At 66.8% G+C, this 16755-nt stretch carries 11 protein-coding genes, 2 tRNA genes and 1 pseudogene; 6 read left to right on the top strand and 8 right to left on the bottom strand.

Translation table 11 applies throughout. From position 1 onward, the window contains the following. The first annotated feature begins 64 nt into the window (after positions 1-64). Positions 65-1009, top strand: a complete 945-nt coding sequence (locus tag AADZ78_RS08225) for an NUDIX hydrolase (protein ID WP_085253577.1) — start codon at positions 65-67, stop codon at positions 1007-1009. A gap of 58 nt (positions 1010-1067) precedes the next feature. Here the strand turns inward: AADZ78_RS08225 and AADZ78_RS08220 are convergent, their stop codons facing one another. The 3 genes from AADZ78_RS08220 to leuC form a co-directional block, all read right to left on the bottom strand. After that, positions 1068-1715, bottom strand: coding sequence for an HU family DNA-binding protein (locus AADZ78_RS08220; protein WP_085253576.1), 648 nt, complete (start codon positions 1713-1715; stop codon positions 1068-1070). A gap of 224 nt (positions 1716-1939) precedes the next feature. After that, on the bottom strand, positions 1940-2536 hold the full coding sequence (gene leuD / locus AADZ78_RS08215) for a 3-isopropylmalate dehydratase small subunit (protein ID WP_085253575.1): 597 nt from the start codon (positions 2534-2536) through the stop codon (positions 1940-1942). A 35-nt stretch (positions 2537-2571) separates the two neighbouring features. Beyond that, the gene (leuC, locus tag AADZ78_RS08210) at positions 2572-3993 is read right to left on the bottom strand and encodes a 3-isopropylmalate dehydratase large subunit (protein WP_085253574.1); all 1422 of its coding nucleotides are present in this window, start codon (positions 3991-3993) and stop codon (positions 2572-2574) included. 56 nt (positions 3994-4049) lie between these two features. Between leuC and AADZ78_RS08205 the strand changes: the two genes are divergently transcribed. Both AADZ78_RS08205 and AADZ78_RS08200 read left to right on the top strand, forming a co-directional pair. Beyond that, positions 4050-4751: an IclR family transcriptional regulator gene (locus tag AADZ78_RS08205; RefSeq protein ID WP_085253573.1), complete on the top strand. Its 702-nt coding sequence runs from the start codon at positions 4050-4052 to the stop codon at positions 4749-4751. Positions 4752-4983: 232 nt separating this feature from the next. Continuing rightward, a complete protein-coding gene (locus AADZ78_RS08200) occupies positions 4984-5901 on the top strand; it encodes a helix-turn-helix domain-containing protein (protein ID WP_085253572.1) in 918 nt (305 codons plus the stop codon). A 137-nt stretch (positions 5902-6038) separates the two neighbouring features. On the opposite strand, the pseudogene AADZ78_RS08195 reads toward AADZ78_RS08200, so the two are convergent. Next, positions 6039-6149: pseudogene (locus AADZ78_RS08195) on the bottom strand (transposase); the annotation flags it as partial. Between the two features lie 360 nt (positions 6150-6509). On the opposite strand from AADZ78_RS08195, the gene AADZ78_RS08190 reads away from it, so the two are divergent. From AADZ78_RS08190 to AADZ78_RS08180, 3 genes are all read left to right on the top strand, one after another. Continuing rightward, complete coding sequence (locus AADZ78_RS08190) at positions 6510-8870, top strand: PPE family protein (RefSeq protein WP_169726434.1); 2361 nt, start codon at positions 6510-6512, stop codon at positions 8868-8870. 425 nt (positions 8871-9295) lie between these two features. Next, positions 9296-13516 (top strand): PE family protein, encoded by a 4221-nt coding sequence (locus AADZ78_RS08185; RefSeq protein WP_085253569.1) that lies wholly within the window; start codon positions 9296-9298, stop codon positions 13514-13516. Positions 13517-13591: 75 nt separating this feature from the next. Continuing rightward, positions 13592-14092, top strand: coding sequence for a PPOX class F420-dependent oxidoreductase (locus tag AADZ78_RS08180; RefSeq protein WP_085253568.1), 501 nt, complete (start codon positions 13592-13594; stop codon positions 14090-14092). Positions 14093-14168: 76 nt separating this feature from the next. Here the strand turns inward: AADZ78_RS08180 and AADZ78_RS08175 are convergent. The 4 genes from AADZ78_RS08175 to AADZ78_RS08160 form a co-directional block, all read right to left on the bottom strand. Then, positions 14169-14241, bottom strand: a tRNA-Glu gene (locus AADZ78_RS08175). Positions 14242-14314: 73 nt separating this feature from the next. Continuing rightward, positions 14315-14386, bottom strand: a tRNA-Gln gene (locus tag AADZ78_RS08170). Between the two features lie 94 nt (positions 14387-14480). Continuing rightward, on the bottom strand, positions 14481-15959 hold the full coding sequence (gene gltX, locus AADZ78_RS08165; protein ID WP_085253567.1) for a glutamate--tRNA ligase: 1479 nt from the start codon (positions 15957-15959) through the stop codon (positions 14481-14483). Further along, entirely contained in the window at positions 15956-16753 is a 798-nt protein-coding gene (locus AADZ78_RS08160; protein ID WP_085253566.1) for a fumarylacetoacetate hydrolase family protein, read from the bottom strand. Before AADZ78_RS08160 ends, gltX begins: the two co-directional genes overlap by 4 nt. Between the last annotated feature and the right edge of the window lie 2 nt (positions 16754-16755).

The raw sequence follows: 16755 nt of genomic DNA, 5'->3' as shown, positions 1-16755 counted from the left end.
GGGGTTTCCGGGCCACACCCACGACCGCGACCGGCCCTGGCCGAATTGACCTGCAGGAGTTGAGGTGTCGATCCAAAACTCGGCGGCCCGCCGACGTCCAGGGGCCCGGATCGTGCATGCCGCCGGCGCCGTGTTGTGGCGCCCCGGCAACGGCAAATCGGTCGAGATTGCGGTGATTCACCGCCCGCGTTACGACGACTGGTCGCTGCCGAAGGGCAAAGTCGACCCGGGCGAGACCGCGCCAGTGGGCGCGGTGCGAGAGGTGCTCGAGGAGACCGGTCACCACGCACACCTCGGCAGGCGACTCACCATGGTGGCTTACCCGATCGACTCAAACTCTCGCGGCCTCAAGAAGGTGCACTACTGGGCGGCGCGCAGCATCGGCGGCTCATTCGTCCCGGGAAGCGAGGTCGATGACCTGATCTGGTTGCCGGTTGCCGACGCGATGAGAAGGCTCGACTACGCCCAAGATCGAAAGGTCTTGCGCCGGTTTGCCAAACACCCGCCGGCCACGCACACGGTGCTGGTGGTGCGACATGGCACGGCGGGTAGCAAGGCACGCTACTCCGGGGACGACACCAAGCGACCGTTGGACAAAAAGGGACGTGCGCAAGCGGAGGCACTGGTTGGACAGCTGCTCGCGTTCGGCGCAACCGACGTCTATGCCGCCGACAGGGTGCGCTGCCATCAGACGGTGGAACCGCTCGCCGCGGAACTGGGTGTGCCGATTCGCAACGAGCCCACCCTCACCGAGGAGTCCTATGCCAAGAATCCCAAACGCAGCCGCCACCGAGTTCTGCGGATCGCCTCGCAAGAAGGAACACCGGTGATCTGCTCGCAGGGCAAAGTAATTCCGGATCTGATCGCATGGTGGTGTGAGCGCGACGGCGTGCGCCCCGACAAAGCCCGCAACCACAAGGGCAGTACGTGGGTGCTATCGCTGTCGGCCGGCCGGCTCATCGCCGCCGACCACATCGGTGGCGCATTGGCGGCCAACGTGCGGGCCTAACACGCAAATACCCTTCGGGGACATCGCTGCCGCCCGAAGGGTATTTGCGCTCACTGACTTACTTGCGACCCCGCCTGGCCGTAGCCTTCTTGGCCGGAGCCTTGCTCGCGGCCTTCTTGGCCGGAGCCTTTTTAGCCGGAGCCTTGGTTGCCGCCTTGCGCACCGGTGCCTTGGCGGCGGCCTTCTTCACCGCTTTGGTCGCGGCTTTCTTGGCCGGCGCTTTGGTCGCGGCTTTCTTGGCCGGCGCCTTGGTCGCGGCTTTCTTGGCCGGCGCCCTGGTCGCGGCCTTCTTGGCCGGCGCCTTGGTCGCGGCTTTCTTGGCCGGCGCCTTGGTCGCGGCCTTCTTGGCCGGCGCCTTCTTTGCCGCCTTCTTGGCGGCACTCGCCACTACACCACGCTTGACGGCGGGCCCTTCCGCCGGGAGACGCTGTGCGCCAGACACAACCGCTTTGAATTGGGCGCCTGGACGGAACGCCGGCACTGACGTCGGCTTTACCTTCACCGTTTCGCCGGTCCGGGGATTGCGGGCCACGCGAGCCGCGCGGCGGCGCTGTTCGAACACACCGAACCCGGTAATGGTGACGCTGTCACCCTTGTGTACCGCACGCACAATCGTGTCGACGACATTCTCGACGGCGGCGGTGGCCTGCCGACGGTCCGAGCCCAATTTCTGTGTGAGCACATCTATGAGCTCTGCTTTGTTCATCCAATCCCTCCGAAGCTAGTGGTCCTCGTTTTGGAACCGACTAGCGAACACGGTAAACCCTCACCTGGCAAATTGCCAAGAGCCACGCGCAATTTCAGGCCACGTCGATCCGAATTTTCGCAATCCGATTGCCGCCCTTGACCGGTGGCGCGACCTCAAAATCGGTCCGGCTTGCCCACGCCGGAGAGGGTTCCAAGCGACGAAAATTCCGCTCGCTCGACCCTTCAGGAGGTGGGCAATGTGCGCGGTTTCCAGTCCGGGTAAGCCACCTCAAAAGACTCGATATCGTCGAGTTTCCGCAGCGTAAGGGCTATATCGTCAAGACCTTCGAGCAGTCGCCACGCAGTGTGATCGTCAATCTTGAACGGCAGCACCACCGTTCCCGCGGTGATATTTCGATCTTGAAGATTGGCAGTGATTTCCAAACCTGGACTCTGCTCGATGAGCTTCCAAAGAAGTTCCACACCGTCTTGGTCGACTTCGGCCGCCAGCAGCCCGGCCTTGCCCGCGTTGCCGCGAAAAATGTCACCGAATCGAGACGAGATAACCGCCCGGAATCCGTAGTCCATGAGTGCCCACACCGCATGCTCACGCGAAGATCCGGTGCCGAAATCCGGTCCAGCGACCAAGACCGAACCCCGATCAAAGGGGCTGAGGTTTAGGACGAATGCCGGATCCGAGCGCCAGCTCGCAAACAAGCCGTCCTCGAAACCGGTTCGGGTGACGCGCTTCAAAAAGACCGCGGGAATGATCTGATCGGTGTCGACATTGGACCGCCGCAACGGCACACCAATGCCAGTGTGGGTATGAAAGGCTTCCATGCTCTCCCTGTTCTTCTGGGTTCGTGCGGGTCAGTTCAATTCAAATCGGCCGGAGCGGAAAGGGTGCCGCGCACCGCGGTAGCGGCGGCAACCGCCGGTGACATCAAATGTGTTCGGCCGCCCTTGCCCTGCCGCCCTTCAAAGTTGCGGTTTGACGTCGCCGCGCACCGCTGCCCGGGCGCGAGCTGATCGGGGTTCATCCCCAAGCACATAGAGCATCCGGCCAACCGCCATTCGGCACCCGCGGCGGTGAAGATCTCTCCCAGACCTTCGGCTTCGGCCTGCGCACGCACCCGCATCGATCCCGGAACAACCAACATCCGCACGCCCTGGGCCACTTGGCGCCCACGCAACACGTCGGCCACCACCCGCAAGTCCTCAATGCGGCCGTTTGTGCACGATCCCACGAATACGACGTCGACCGCGATATCGCGCATCGGAGTGCCGGGGCGAAGGTCCATGTATGCCAACGCTTTCTCGGCGGCCTGTCGCTCGGCGTCGTCGGTCATCAGTTCGGGATCGGGTACGGCGGCGTCCAGTGGCACGCCCTGGCCGGGGTTGGTTCCCCAGGTGACAAAGGGGCTCAATGACGCGGCATCGAGATATACCTCGGTGTCGAATACGGCGCCATCGTCGGTGCGCAGTTGTTGCCAATACGCGAGCGCGGCGTCCCATTGGGCGCCCGTCGGCGCGTGCGGCCGGCCATTTATGAATTCGTAAGTGGTGTCGTCGGGAGCCACCATGCCGGCTCGGGCGCCGGCTTCGATGCTCATGTTGCAAATCGTCATCCGACCTTCCATCGACAGCGATTCGATGGCGCTGCCGCGGTATTCGATGACATGACCCTGCCCGCCGCCGGTGCCGATCTTGGCGATCAACGCAAGAATGATGTCCTTGGCCGACACTCCTTCGGGCAATTGCCCATCGACATTGACCGCCATCGTCTTGAACGGCCGTAGCGGCAGCGTCTGGGTGGCAAGCACATGCTCGACCTCGGAGGTGCCAATGCCCATCGCCAGCGCGCCGAATGCGCCGTGGGTCGAGGTGTGGCTGTCGCCGCACACGATTGTCATCCCCGGTTGGGTGAGACCCAATTGCGGTCCGACGACATGCACGATGCCCTGCTCGATATCGCCCATCGGATGCAGCCGGACACCGAATTCGGCGCAGTTCCGACGCAACGTCTCCACCTGCGTGCGCGACACCAAGTCGGCGATCGGCTTGTCGATGTCAACGGTGGGCACGTTGTGATCCTCGGTGGCGATTGTTAGGTCGGGCCGTCGCACCTTCCGGCCGTTGAGACGCAGACCGTCGAAAGCCTGCGGACTGGTCACTTCGTGCACCAAGTGCAGGTCGATGTAAATCAAGTCGGGCGCACCGTCTTGGCCGCGTACCACGACGTGGTCGTCCCAAACCTTCTCGGCCAGCGTGCGCGGCTTGTCGGTTGCGTTTTCCATGTCGAAGTGGCCTCGATTCCGCGTCATCTCACAATGCGAGACGCTAATATCTCTTTATGAGACAGCATAGCGGTATTGGCGTACTCGACAAAGCCGTGGGCGTGCTGCACGCGGTCGCGGAATCCCCCTGCGGGCTGGCCGAACTGTGCGACCGAACCGGTCTGCCCAGGGCCACCGCGTATCGGCTGGCGGCCGCTTTGGAGGTTCATCGCCTGCTGGGCCGCGACGACGAGGGGCGTTGGCGACTTGGCCCTGCGGTCACCGAACTTGCGGCCCATGTCAACGATCCGCTGCTGGCCGCCAGTGCGTCCGTGCTACCCCAGCTGCGCGAGACCACCGGTGAAAGCGTGCAGCTTTATCGCCGCGAAGGTACGTTGCGCGTCTGTGTGGCCGCGCTGGAACCGACTGCAGGCCTTCGCGATACGGTCCCGGTCGGGGCCCGGTTGCCGATGACGGCGGGCTCCGGGGCCAAAGTTCTGCTGGCTCACAGCGACATTGCCACCCAGCAGGCCGTGCTACCTCATGCGAAGTTCACTGACCGAGCGCTGGCCGAAGTACGCCGCCGCGGCTGGGCGCAGAGCGTGGCCGAACGCGAGGCCGGGGTAGCAAGCGTGTCGGCCCCGGTGCGCGATAGCCGCGGTGTTGTAGTGGCCGCGATATCGGTGTCCGGTCCCGTCGATCGGATGGGCCGACGCCCTGGGGCGCGTTGGGCAGCAGACCTAGTGGCCGCTGCCGACACGCTTGCTCGCCGCCTCTAGCGATCACTGCGACGGCTACCAGAGTTTCGGCGTCATCGACGTGCAACGTCCGCCAATTCGACACACGCGCAACGGATTTGACGTGCGGCCTACTCAGTTGACGACTCAGTGTGCCGTGAGCGTCGAACGTGTTCCTCTTCATGCCTAAGATTTAATTAGGGCGGCGTCGAGGTGAGCTGACAAGTATTTGACGTATGATCGGTGACTTCCGGCACAGCTGAAGAGGAGCGAGATGGCCGAGCCCCGCCCAGCCGACGCAAGTCAGCGGCCCGGATCGCCGCCGACTGATCGGGTAGTCGCAGTCATCGAACTGCTGGCGACCCAGCATGAGCCGAATTCGGTCGCGTCGATCGCCTCCCGGCTGGAGCTCAATCGATCGACCGCGACATCGATCCTGCTAGCGCTTGAGCGTGCCGGGTGGGTGACTCGGCAATCGGATCGCAGATACGCCTTGGGTCCGGGGCTGATCGGCGTGGCCGACGCAGTGCACCGAGCCTTCCCGGTTTCAGCCGAGATCAGCCACGCGCTTGAGGAATTGGCGGAGCGCGCGGGTTGCGGGGCAACGCTGGCCTGGGTCGGTTCCACTGACATGACCTTCCTCGTCAGCGTCCCCGGCAGGGGCAAGATGCCGGCCGGGGTCGGTGCCGGCCTCCGCTTGCCGGTTGGCGCGCCTGCCTGCGCGGCGGTGATTGCGCACCGTGATCTGCCCGCGCGCCGCGAGTGGCTGGCCACGGCTAGCCCGGCTGATCGGCGCATCCTCAAGGATGTGCTGTCACAAATACATACGACCCGCGTGGCGGTTTACGGGTTGGGCGAGTCGGACCCAAAGGTGCTCGACTTGCTCGGCGAGGTAGCCGAACTGCTGGCGGAGAACCCGCAGCGTAGCTCGCTGCGACGGCAAATGTTCAAGCTGTTTGCCGAGCTCGCTCCAATCCCTTACACGAAAGAGCAACTCGCGTCTGCGCAGCCGCTGTCGATCGGCTATCTGGCGGCTCCGGTGTTCGCCGACGGCAAGGCGAGTTACGAACTACAGCTCGGGCCGTTGCGCGCGGAAGTCAGCAAATCGGAGCGCGAACGCTATATAGCTGAGATCCGCGCGACGGCAGGCACGCTCAGCTGCGGTGCAAAGACCTTGTACCGCAGCGGTTGACGATCCGCCCCTCGAGGTACCTTGGGGCGGCTGCCATTCGATTCCGGTCGAACGGTTGATCACAAGCGATGGGGTTGGTCATGTTGCGGGCTCCAATTCTTGCAGGCCGTCGGTGGCTGATGGGGCAGCGCGGCGTTGCCGACAACGTCTGCGCACCTGCGGATTTCGCGGTTTAGGCGTTCGTTGGGATTATTCGACCAGACTTGGCGCCACAGTCCCTTGTGGAAGGCGGCGCAGTCGGTTCTGGCCCGAGTGCGGGCGTTGGCTATGCCGGCGACAAGAAGGCTGGCCCGCATCGCCGTGGCGCACACGTAGCGAGGTATGCATGAAACCGGGGATTCCTCAAAGTGCAGGCGCGCCGAAACCCTTGTGGGCGTTTCCGTCCATCAGGTAGATTAAATATCTGCCATCAATATGACGAATAATCGTTATCTGATGGCGGTGGCGCAAGGCGAGAAGCGGTCGAGCAAGATTCCGGGTTTTCCATCTGCGCGGGAATGGCCTCGCCGCCCGAGCATTTGGTCTATGGCCACACGCAACGAGGTGTCCATGTAACCCCGGGGGGCTTCATCCCACCCCGCCTGCATGAACACAAGGAGTGGATCCACATGAGTTTCCAGGTGCTGCCGCCCGAGGTCACCTCGATGCAGATGTTCACTGGCGCGGGGTCGGGACCGCTGTTAGCGGCAGCGGGGGGCTGGGATGGGCTGGCCGCAGAGTTGAGCTCGGCGGCGGCTTCGTTCGAGTCGTTGACCTCAGGGCTGGCGGGCCACGCGTGGCAGGGCGCGGCCTCGGCGGCGATGACGGCCGCCGCCGCGCCGCACCTAGGGTGGCTCAGCGCGGCCAGCGCGCACGCCGAGACGGCGGCCAGCCTAGCTCGGGCGGCTGCGGCGGCGTTTGAAGCGGCGCAGGCGGCGACGGTGTATCCGGCGGCGATCGCGGCCAACCGCGACCAACTGGTCGCGCTGGTGAACTCGAACCTGCTGGGGCTCAACACGCCAGCCATCTTTGCCGCCGAAGCCGACTACGAGTTGATGTGGGCCCAGGACATAGCCGCGATGGTGGGCTACCACGGCGAGTCTTCGGCCATCACCGCGGCGTTGGCGCCTATCGTCCAACCGCTGGCGAACCTTGCAAACCTGCCGGCTCAGGCCGCCGCGGCCGCGTCCGCCCCCACGGTGACCGGCCCGCAGCCCGCCGTGGCCGTCGAGATACCCACGATAACCATTCCGCCCGTAAGCATCCCTAACCTTCAGCTACCCACGTTAAACCTTTTAGGTTTAGGCATCGGGAGCTTCTCTATTCCCGAACTCAACATCCCCCAAATATCGATAGGCAGTTTTAGCCTACCGCCCACAACCATATCTATATCGGCACAAATTCTGACCATACCGTCGTTTAGCTTTCCCGCCATTTCCATACCGGGCATAACTCTCGGCGGATTCAGCACACCGCAACTCGCCACGTCCCCGCTTGTCCTACCTTCAGTGCAAATACCGGCAAGCGGATTCTGGATCCCATTTGGTGGCTCCAACATCCCCGGTAATATGGGCCAGCTAACGAGCGCCAATCCTTCTTTGAATTATGTCAGCGTAGTGCTGAATGGCGTCCCGAATATAGAAGTTAATGGTCCGGGAGGTATCTTCATTAATTTGGACATCCCATCCACCATCTTCGTTAACTTCGCCATCGAAGTACAGGGGCCGACGGCCACGCCAGGAATATATATTGGCGACTTCGACCTCGGCACCGGACAGTTCACCGGAAACACCGGCTTCGTCCTCCCGCCCATCGAAATCACCGGGTTCACCATCCCGGATATATCCATTCCCTCTTGGCAAACCCCCGAGATCACCCTCACCAACCCCGGCGTGACGATCGACATCGGGTCGATCGGCGTGTCGGATATCACCTTTGGCCCAGTGATCGTTCCCCCCATCGACATTGGACAATTCCAGATACCCAACATCGCCGTCGGCGCCATCGACATCGCCGGATTCAACACTCCCGATCCCCTCGCCCTAACCGGCGGTTCGCTCGACCTCGACTTCTTCAAGCTGATCCCGAGGATCGGCATCGAGTGGACAAACCCGTTCTCCGGCCTCATTAACCCCGGACCCGATGGCCCCACCCTAGGGCCCATCACCACGCCGGCCGTCACTGCCACCATCGACGTTCCGCAAATAACCATTCCCCAAATCTCGTTCCCCCCGTTCAACCTGAACGCCATAAGTGTTCCACCGATTAATCTGGCGCCGTTCAGCCTGGGTCAAATTGACGTACCGAACATTCAAGTAAACGGAATCAACATCGGCGCAATTAACATACCAAGTATCGGCATAAGACCGCAATTGCCTAGTATTAGTGTGGACACATTCACGGTGCCCGCGATCTCCGTCAGCAACTTTAGCCTACCGACGATCAAAATCCCACGAATAGCCCTGCCTGAAATATCGCTATATAACCCCGCCAATCCAGTGAATACTTTCGGCTTAGACCTCGACACATTTGCATTCATCGGCATGCAAGGCGCCGACATTAATATCGAACCCAACCCGTTTCATACACAGGTACACTTTGGGGTTCCCGCAACTAAAATCCCGTCCTTGACATTAGTAAACGCTACCGACGTCGGCAGCCCATATAGCTTGGTGATCGACGGAACACTCGGGACGTTGACCCTGCCGACCTTCACGATTAACCCGATCAATCTCGAGTTGCCCACCGGCCTGCAGCTGAATCTATCGAATCTCGCCATCGGCAACATCGCGTTCAATACCTTCGACCTCCCCCAAATCACCGTTCCGCCCATCGCAATCGGACCACTCACCGGCACCACTTTGCCGCAGATCGAGCTCGGCGGCATTCAGGTTGGGGCCTTCACCAGCCCCTTAATTGTCGTTCCGCCGATCCACCTCACTCAGACCATCTTGCCGAGCTTCACCCTGCTGCCAGCGATACCGCTGTAGCACCTGCCTGGAATTGACCCGGCCGGCGAGGCGAGGGAATGTCGCGGTGACCTCGGCACGAGACGACATCGACAACCCACTCCCCATGCCTCACGATGGTCACCCGTTTCGCGGGCATACATACGTGATGCACCGAGGCGAGGGGCGTCTCGCGGAGACTTTTCGTGAAGATTGCCGAATCCGTGTACACGCCTTCCGCTCTCAGGTACACTTATTATTTGTCATCAAGATGACAAATAATTGTCATACCGCTACGAGTGATGACGCGCCGCGCAAGGCGAGAAGCGGTCGAGCAGGACTCTGGGTAGCCATTCGTGCGGAAGTGGTCTCGCTGCCCTGCATTGGGTTTTGTCGTCACACGTAAGAGGTGTGTATGAAACCCGGGATGCTTCGCACCCGTCACATTCGGAGAGTAGGCAACGCTAATGTCATTCGTGATCATCACTCCCGAGGTGTTGGCATCGGCTGCCGCTAACTTGAATTCCATCGGGTCGTCGCTGAGCACAGCCAACACCGCGGCGGCATCGGTGACCACCGGCCTAGTGGCGGCGGCCCGGGACGAGGTGTCGGTGGCCATCGCGGCGCTGTTCGGTCAACATGCCCAGGCCTACCAGGCGGCCGCCGCGCAGGCCGCACTGATCCATGACGAGCTTGTACAGAACTTGACCCGGACGGGCGGCGCATATGCGGCCGCGGAGGCGGCGAACGTATCTCCGCTGCAGACCCTTCAGCAAAGCGTGCTGGAGGTGATCAACGCGCCTGCCCAGGCGATGCTGGGGCGCCCGCTGATCGGCGACGGGGCCAACGCGACCACCCCGGGCGGCAATGGCGGTGCGGGCGGGATGTTGATCGGCAACGGTGGCAATGGCGCGGCAGGGGCGCCCGGCCAGGCCGGCGGCAACGGCGGGGCTGCCGGGTTGATCGGCAATGGCGGGGCCGGCGGGGCCGGTGGGGCCGGTGGCGCCGCGGGCGGCAATGGTGGGGCCGCCGGTTTGTTGATGGGGGTCGGCGGAGCGGGCGGCGCCGGCGGGATCGGCACCCACAACCCCACCGGCGTCGGTGGCGCCGGCGGCGTTGGCGGGGCCGGCGGGCCCGGCGGATGGTTCACCAACGGCGGCGCCGGCGGGGCCGGCGGCATGGGCGGCAACGGCGGCAACGGCGCCAACGGCCCCGCCAACACCCAAGGTGGCATCGGCTTCACCGGTGGCGCCGGCGGCGACGGCGGCCCAGGAGGCCAGGCCCCACTGATGTTCGGCAAAGGCGGGGCCGGCGGCGTCGGGGGATCCGGCGGCGCCGGTGGGATCGGCGGAAACGGTGGCGACGGCGTTACCCCCGGTACCGGCGGAACCGGGGGCACCGGAGGGGCCGCGGGCCACGGTGGCGCCGGAGGTGCCGGCGCCGGATTGTCCGCCGCCGGACAGGCGGGAGCCCCGGGCGCCGGTGGTACCGGGGGCCTGGGTGGAAACGGGGGCAACGCTGCCCCCGGCATCTCTGCTGCGCCAGGCACGGCCGGCACCGGCGGCTTGGGCATTACCGGTGGTGCGGGCGGCAAAGGCGGTGCCGGCGGGGCGGCACTGCCCGGCGGGATGGGCGGTAACGGCGGCAACGGCGGCAACGGCGGCACCGGCGGCACCGGTGGGGACGGGGGCTCGGGCCTGGTCAGCGGCAGCGCCGGCGGAAGCGGAGGAACCGGCGGCACCGGCGGCGCGCCCGGTGCAGGCGGGTTGTCCGGCGGTCTCGGCGGCAAAGGGGGCAACTCCGGACTCGGCGGCGACGGAGGAACGGGCGGGCGCGGCGGTGACGCCACGGGAACCAACGCCTATGCGGGCGGTAGCGGCGGGGCCGGCGGATCCGGCGGCGGCCCCGGCGGCGACGGCGGTAACGGCGGATCCGGCGGCACCGGTGGATTGGGCACGAGCGGGACCGATGCCACTGACAGCACCGGCCCCGGTGAGGGTGGTATCGGCGGAACCGGGGGCGCCGGGGGCCAAGCCGGACCCTCCGGTGGCGCGGGTGGCAAGAACGGCATCGGCGGGCAAGGCGGGCAAGGCGGACAAGGCGGACAAGGCGGACAAGGCAAGGCCGGCGTCACTGCAGACGACCCGACCGCCGGCGGCCTGGGCGGCTTGGGCGGCCAGGGCGGCCAGGGTGGCGCCGGCGGCAAGGGCATCGGCGGGATCGGCGGCGGCGCCGGCGGCACCGGCGGCATCGGCGGCCAGGGTGGCCAAGGCGGCACCGGCGGCGACAACATCGGCCTCGCTGGCCCCGGCTTCGGCGCCGGTGGCGACGGCGGCCAAGGCGGTACCGGCGGCAGCGCCGGGGTAGGCGGCAGCGGAACCGACGGCGGCGCGGCCGGTGCCGGCGGCACCGCCGGTACCGGCGGCACCGGCGGCACCGGCGGGCAGGGCGGGTTCGGCAAGGCCGGCGTCACTGCCGACGACCCCACCGCCGGCGGACAGGGCGGCCAGGGCGGCGCCGGCGGCCAAGGCGGCGTCGGCGGCGCCGGCATCGGCGGGGTAGGCGGCGGCGACGGTGGCACCGGCGGCATCGGCGGCAAAGGCGGTGTCGGCGGCGACGGCGGTGACAACATCGGCCTGGCTGGTCCCGGCTTCGGTGCCGGGGGGGCCGGCGGCAAGGGCGGCACCGGCGGCACCGCCGGGTTGGGCGGCGTAGGAACCGACGGCGGCACGCAAGGCGGGATCGGCGCCGGCGGCGACGGCGGCACCGGCGGCACCGGCGGGCAGGGCGGGTTCGGCAAGGCCGGCACCAATGCAGCCGACCCGACCGCCGGCGGCCAGGGCGGCGACGGCGGCAAAGGCGGCGCCGGCGGCGACGGCGGTGCCGGCATTGGCGGGGTAGGCGGCGGCGACGGCGGCACGGGCGGCGCCGGCGGCCTGGGCGGTGTCGGCGGCAACGGTGGCGACGACACTTCTGTCGTCAACGGCACCGGCGGCAACGGCGGTCAGGGCGGCACCGGCGGCGCCGCCGGGGCGGCCGGCGTAGGAACCGACGGCGGCACGGGCGGCAGCATCGGCACCGGCGGCGACGGCGGCACCGGCGGCAACGGCGGGAAAGGCGCCAACGGCGCCAACGGCGTCACCGGCGGCTCCCCCACTCAGGGTGGGGGTGCCGGCCGGGGTGGCACTGGCGGCACGGGTGGCACCGGCGGCGCCGGTGACGGCAACGGCGCTCATGGCGGCAACGGCGGCAACGGCGGCATCGGCGGCGACGGCGGCACCGGCGGCACCGGCGGCTCCAGCACTGCTAGTGGCGGCGACGGCAAGAACGGCGGGGCAGGCGGCCCCGGCGGTATCGCTGGGGCGGCCGGCAAAGGAACCGACGGCGGCACTGACGGCGGGATCGGCAGAGGCGGCACCGGCGGCACCGGCGGCCTCGGCGGCAACGGCGGCGCCGGCGACACGGGCGGCGACGGCGAGCCGGGCGACGCGGGCGGTAACGGCGGTAACGGCGGCAACGGCGGCCTGGGCGGCCAGGGCATCGACGGCGTCGGCGGCGGAGACGGCGGAAACGGCGGCAGGGGCGGCGTCGGCGGGGTCGGCGGCAACGGCGGAACAGCCAAGCTTCTCAGCCAGGGGGAACAAGGAGGCGCCGGCGGCAACGGAGGCAACGGCGGCAACGGCGGCAACGGCGCAGCCGGCGGGGGCTCCGGCGGCGACGGCGGCGCTGCCGGTAGCGGCGCCAGGGGCGGCAACGGCAGCGACGCCCGGGGCACCGGCCACACGGGCGGTGCCGGTGGCACCGGTGGCGCCGGCGGCACCGGTGGCGCCGGCGGCATTGGCAACGGCACCGGTAACGGCGGAAACGGCGGTCGCGGCGGCAACAGCGGACCCGGTGGCATCGGCGGCGACAGCGTCGGTAGCGACGACGGCGGCAGGGGCGGTCACGGCGTGCAGGGCGGCACTGGCGGCGCCGGCGGCGAGGCCACCGGCAGCGGCACCGCCGGCGACGGCGGCAACGGCGGCACCGGCGGTTTCGCCGGCCACGGCGGCCGCGGCGGCAACGCCATCGAAGGCGACGGGGGCAGGGGCGGCAATTCCGGTGCCGGCGGCACCGGCGGCGCCGGGGGCAACAACTCCGGCTCAGGCGACGCCGGCAACGGCGGCAACGGCGGCAACGGCGCCATCGGCGGTGGTGGCGGCTCTGGCGGCGCCGACGAGGAAGGGGGCATCGGCGGCCTCGGCGGCAACGGCGGCACCGGCGGTGCCGGCGGTGATGCTACCGGCTCCAGCGGCAACGGCGGCAACGGCGGCGCCGGAGGCAACGCCGGCGAAGGCGGCCCCGGAGGCAGGGGCGGCGAATCCCTCGGCGACGGCGGCAACGCCGGCAACGGCGGCAGAGGCGGCGACGGCGGCGACGGCGGCGATGGCGCGGGCAGCGACCACGGCGGCGGCGGTGGGGTCGGCGGCACCGGCGGCAACGGCGGATTCGGCGGCCCTGGCGCCGGCCCAGATCAACCCCGCGGCGACGGCGGCACGGGCGGCGGCGGCGGCACCGGCGGCGACGGCGGCAAAGGCGGCGACGGCACGCTAGGTGGCCTGGGCCTGCCCGGCCAACCCGGCGGCCAACGCGTTGGTGAAGAAGGCGGCGGCGGCGGCAGCGGCGGCGGGGGCGGCGGCGGCGGCTGATCACGGCGAAAGGCTCGCAGGCATGCCGCAGCCCCGCGGGTGCTCGCCCGGGTGATCGCCTGACACACTGACGCGATGGGAATCAATCAGCGCGCGCGCATCGTCATGTCCGAGGCTGAGATCGCCGACTTCGTCACCCACAGCCGCACCGGAACGCTGGCCACCATCGGCGCGGACGGCCAGCCGCACCTGACTGCGATGTGGTACGCGGTGCTCGACGGCGAAATCTGGCTGGAAACCAAAGCCAAGTCGCAGAAGGCGGTCAACCTCGCTCGCGATCCACGGGTCAGCTTCCTGATCGAGGGTGGCCATACCTATGACACGCTGCGCGGGGTATCCTTCGAGGGCGTCGCCGAGATCGTCGACGATCCCGACGCCCTGCACCGAGTCGGAGTCAGCGTCTGGGAGCGCTACACCGGCCCCTACACCGACGATTGCCGGCCCATGGTCGACCAGATGATGCACAAGCGCGTCGGCGTGCGCATCGTCAGCCGCCGTATCCGGTCGTGGGATCACCGCAAGCTGGGGATGCCGCACATGCCCGTGGGCGGGTCGACCGCAGCGGCCGCGCAATAGTGCCCGGCGAGCAGACGCAAAATCACCAATTTCGGCACGAAATTGGGTGATTTTGCGTCTGCTCGCCAGTAAAAAGTAGCCCCGATGGGATTCGAACCCACGCTACCGCCGTGAGAGGGCGGCGTCCTAGGCCGCTAGACGACGGGGCCGTAACCGATCCGAGCTGTCAGCATAGCTCACCCCGGTAAGGGCACCTAATCGCTTTGCCGCGGTGAGACTTTGCTGGGGTACCAGGACTCGAACCTAGAATGGCTGAACCAGAATCAGCTGTGTTGCCAATTACACCATACCCCATCGGCTACCTAAAACCGCTGGTCAGAGCCCCGTTTTGCAAACCGCAACACGACCCAGCCAGCCGTTTGTTGGCCTTTGTAAGCCGCTGTGCAGACTACCAAAGATTCGCCGTCGCATCGTCGCGCGCTGCCCGCAGCCGCCGCATGCTGCGGTCGCGACCGAGCAGCTCCAGCGATTCGAACAGCGGCGGACTGACCGTGGTCCCGGTGGCGGCGACGCGGATCGGGCCGAACGCCTTACGGGGTTTGAGACCGAGGCCTTCGATCAGTGCGACCTTGAGGGCGGCCTCAATGCGCGCCGTGGTCCAGTCCGTCACGCCCTCCAGCGCGGCAAGCGCGGCATCGAGCACCGGACCCGCGTCGGGACCCAATTCCTTGGCGGCGGCCTTGGGGTCGATGGCGTACTGGTCGTCGTTGAGAAACTTCAGCAGATCCCACGCGTCACCGAGCACGACGATGCGGGTCTGCACCAGTTCAGCAGCCGCGGCGAATTCTGGGTCGCTCAGCTCGATGTGATGGCCATGTGTGTCCAAGTAGCTGCGCAGCCGGCCGGTGAAGTCGGCTAGGTCGAGCATCCGGATGTGCTCGGCGTTGAGCGCGTCGGCCTTCTTCTGGTCGAAACGGGCGGGGTTGGAGTTGACGTCTACGACGTCGAACGCCGCCACCATCTCGTCGAGGCTGAACAGGTCGCGATCGTCGGCGATCGCCCAGCCAAGCAAAGCAAGGTAATTCAGCAGCCCCTCGGGGATGAAGCCCCGGTCGCGATGGGCGAATAGATTCGACTGCGGGTCGCGCTTGGAGAGTTTCTTGGTCCCCTCCCCCAATACCGTTGGCAGGTGGGCGAATTCCGGAACCCGATCGGCGACCCCGATGCGGATCAGCGCCTGATACAAAGCCAGCTGGCGCGGAGTCGACGGCAGCAGGTCCTCGCCACGCAGCACATGGGTGATCTTCATCAACGCGTCGTCACACGGGTTTACCAAGGTGTACAACGGATCTCCGCTGGCCCGGGTCAACGCGAAATCGGGCACCGAGCCCGCCGCGAACATGGTGGGCCCACGCACCAGATCGTTCCAGCTGAGATCGTCATCGGGCATCCGCAGCCGCACCACCGGCTTACGCCCCTCCGCCAGATACGCGGCTCGCTGCGAATCGGTCAGCTGTCGGTCGAAATTGTCGTAGCCCAGCTTGGGATTGCGGCCGGCGGCGACGTGGCGGGCCTCGACCTCCTCGGGTGTTGAAAAGGCGTAGTAGGCCTCCTCTGCCGCGAGCAGCCGGTCTACAACGTCGCGGTAGAGATCGCCGCGCTGCGATTGCCGGTACGGGCCGTAGGGCCCGCCCACCTCGGGGCCCTCATCCCAGTTCAGGCCGAGCCAGCGCAGCGCGTCGAGCAGTGCCAAATAGCTTTCCTCGCTGTCGCGCTCGGCGTCGGTGTCCTCAATGCGAAAGACGAAGGTGCCACCCGTGTGTCGGGCATAAGCCCAGTTGAACAACGCGGTGCGAACCATCCCGACATGGGGAATGCCGGTGGGCGACGGGCAGAATCGTACCCGGACCGGGGCGGCTGCTGTCACGACTTTCCTTTGCGGACTACGGGATTGGTTAGTGTGCCGATTCCTTCGACCGTAACGGAGACGGTGTCACCATCCTCAATGGGACCGACTCCTGCGGGTGTTCCGGTGAGGATGAGATCACCGGGCAGCAATGTCATTACGGCCGAGATCCATTCCACGATCGCGCCGACGTCGTGGATCATCAGCGAGGTGCGGCTGTGCTGTTTGACTTCGCCATTGACTTCGGTGCGCAGTTCGAGATCGGCCGGGTCCAGGTCGGTGATGATCCAAGGCCCGACCGGGCAGAAGGTGTCGTGTCCTTTGGCCCGCGTCCACTGCCCGTCGGATTTCTGCTGATCGCGAGCCGACACGTCATTGCCGATGGTGTAGCCAAGGATGTTGTCGGCGGCTTGTGCCGCTGGGACGTCCTTGCACGGCCGGCCAATCACAATCGCCAGCTCACCCTCGAAGTGCACCGGTGATGCGTTGGCGGGCAACCGAATCGGCACATTAGGTCCGATAATTGCGGTGTTGGGCTTGAGGAATATCACCGGGTCCGCCGGTGCCGGGCCAGTGAGGCCGCCCATCTCGGCGATGTGATCGGCATAGTTTTTGCCGACACAGACCACCTTGCTGGCCAATATCGGGGCCAGCAACCGGACGTCGGCCAGCGGCCACGAGCGGCCGGTGAAGGTCGGTGTGCCAAACGGGTGCTCGGCGATCTCGCGAGCGGTCATCGCGCCTGGGTCGTCCAACTCGCCGTCGATGCTGGCGAAAGCGACCCCGTCAGGGCTGGCAATTCGACCAAGGCGCATTC

The sequence above is a fragment of the Mycobacterium riyadhense genome (assembly GCF_963853645.1).
GTDB classification, from domain to species: domain Bacteria; phylum Actinomycetota; class Actinomycetes; order Mycobacteriales; family Mycobacteriaceae; genus Mycobacterium; species Mycobacterium riyadhense.
The sequence above is the reverse complement of the archived record's forward strand: the minus strand, read 5'-3'. Positions and strand labels throughout refer to the sequence as shown.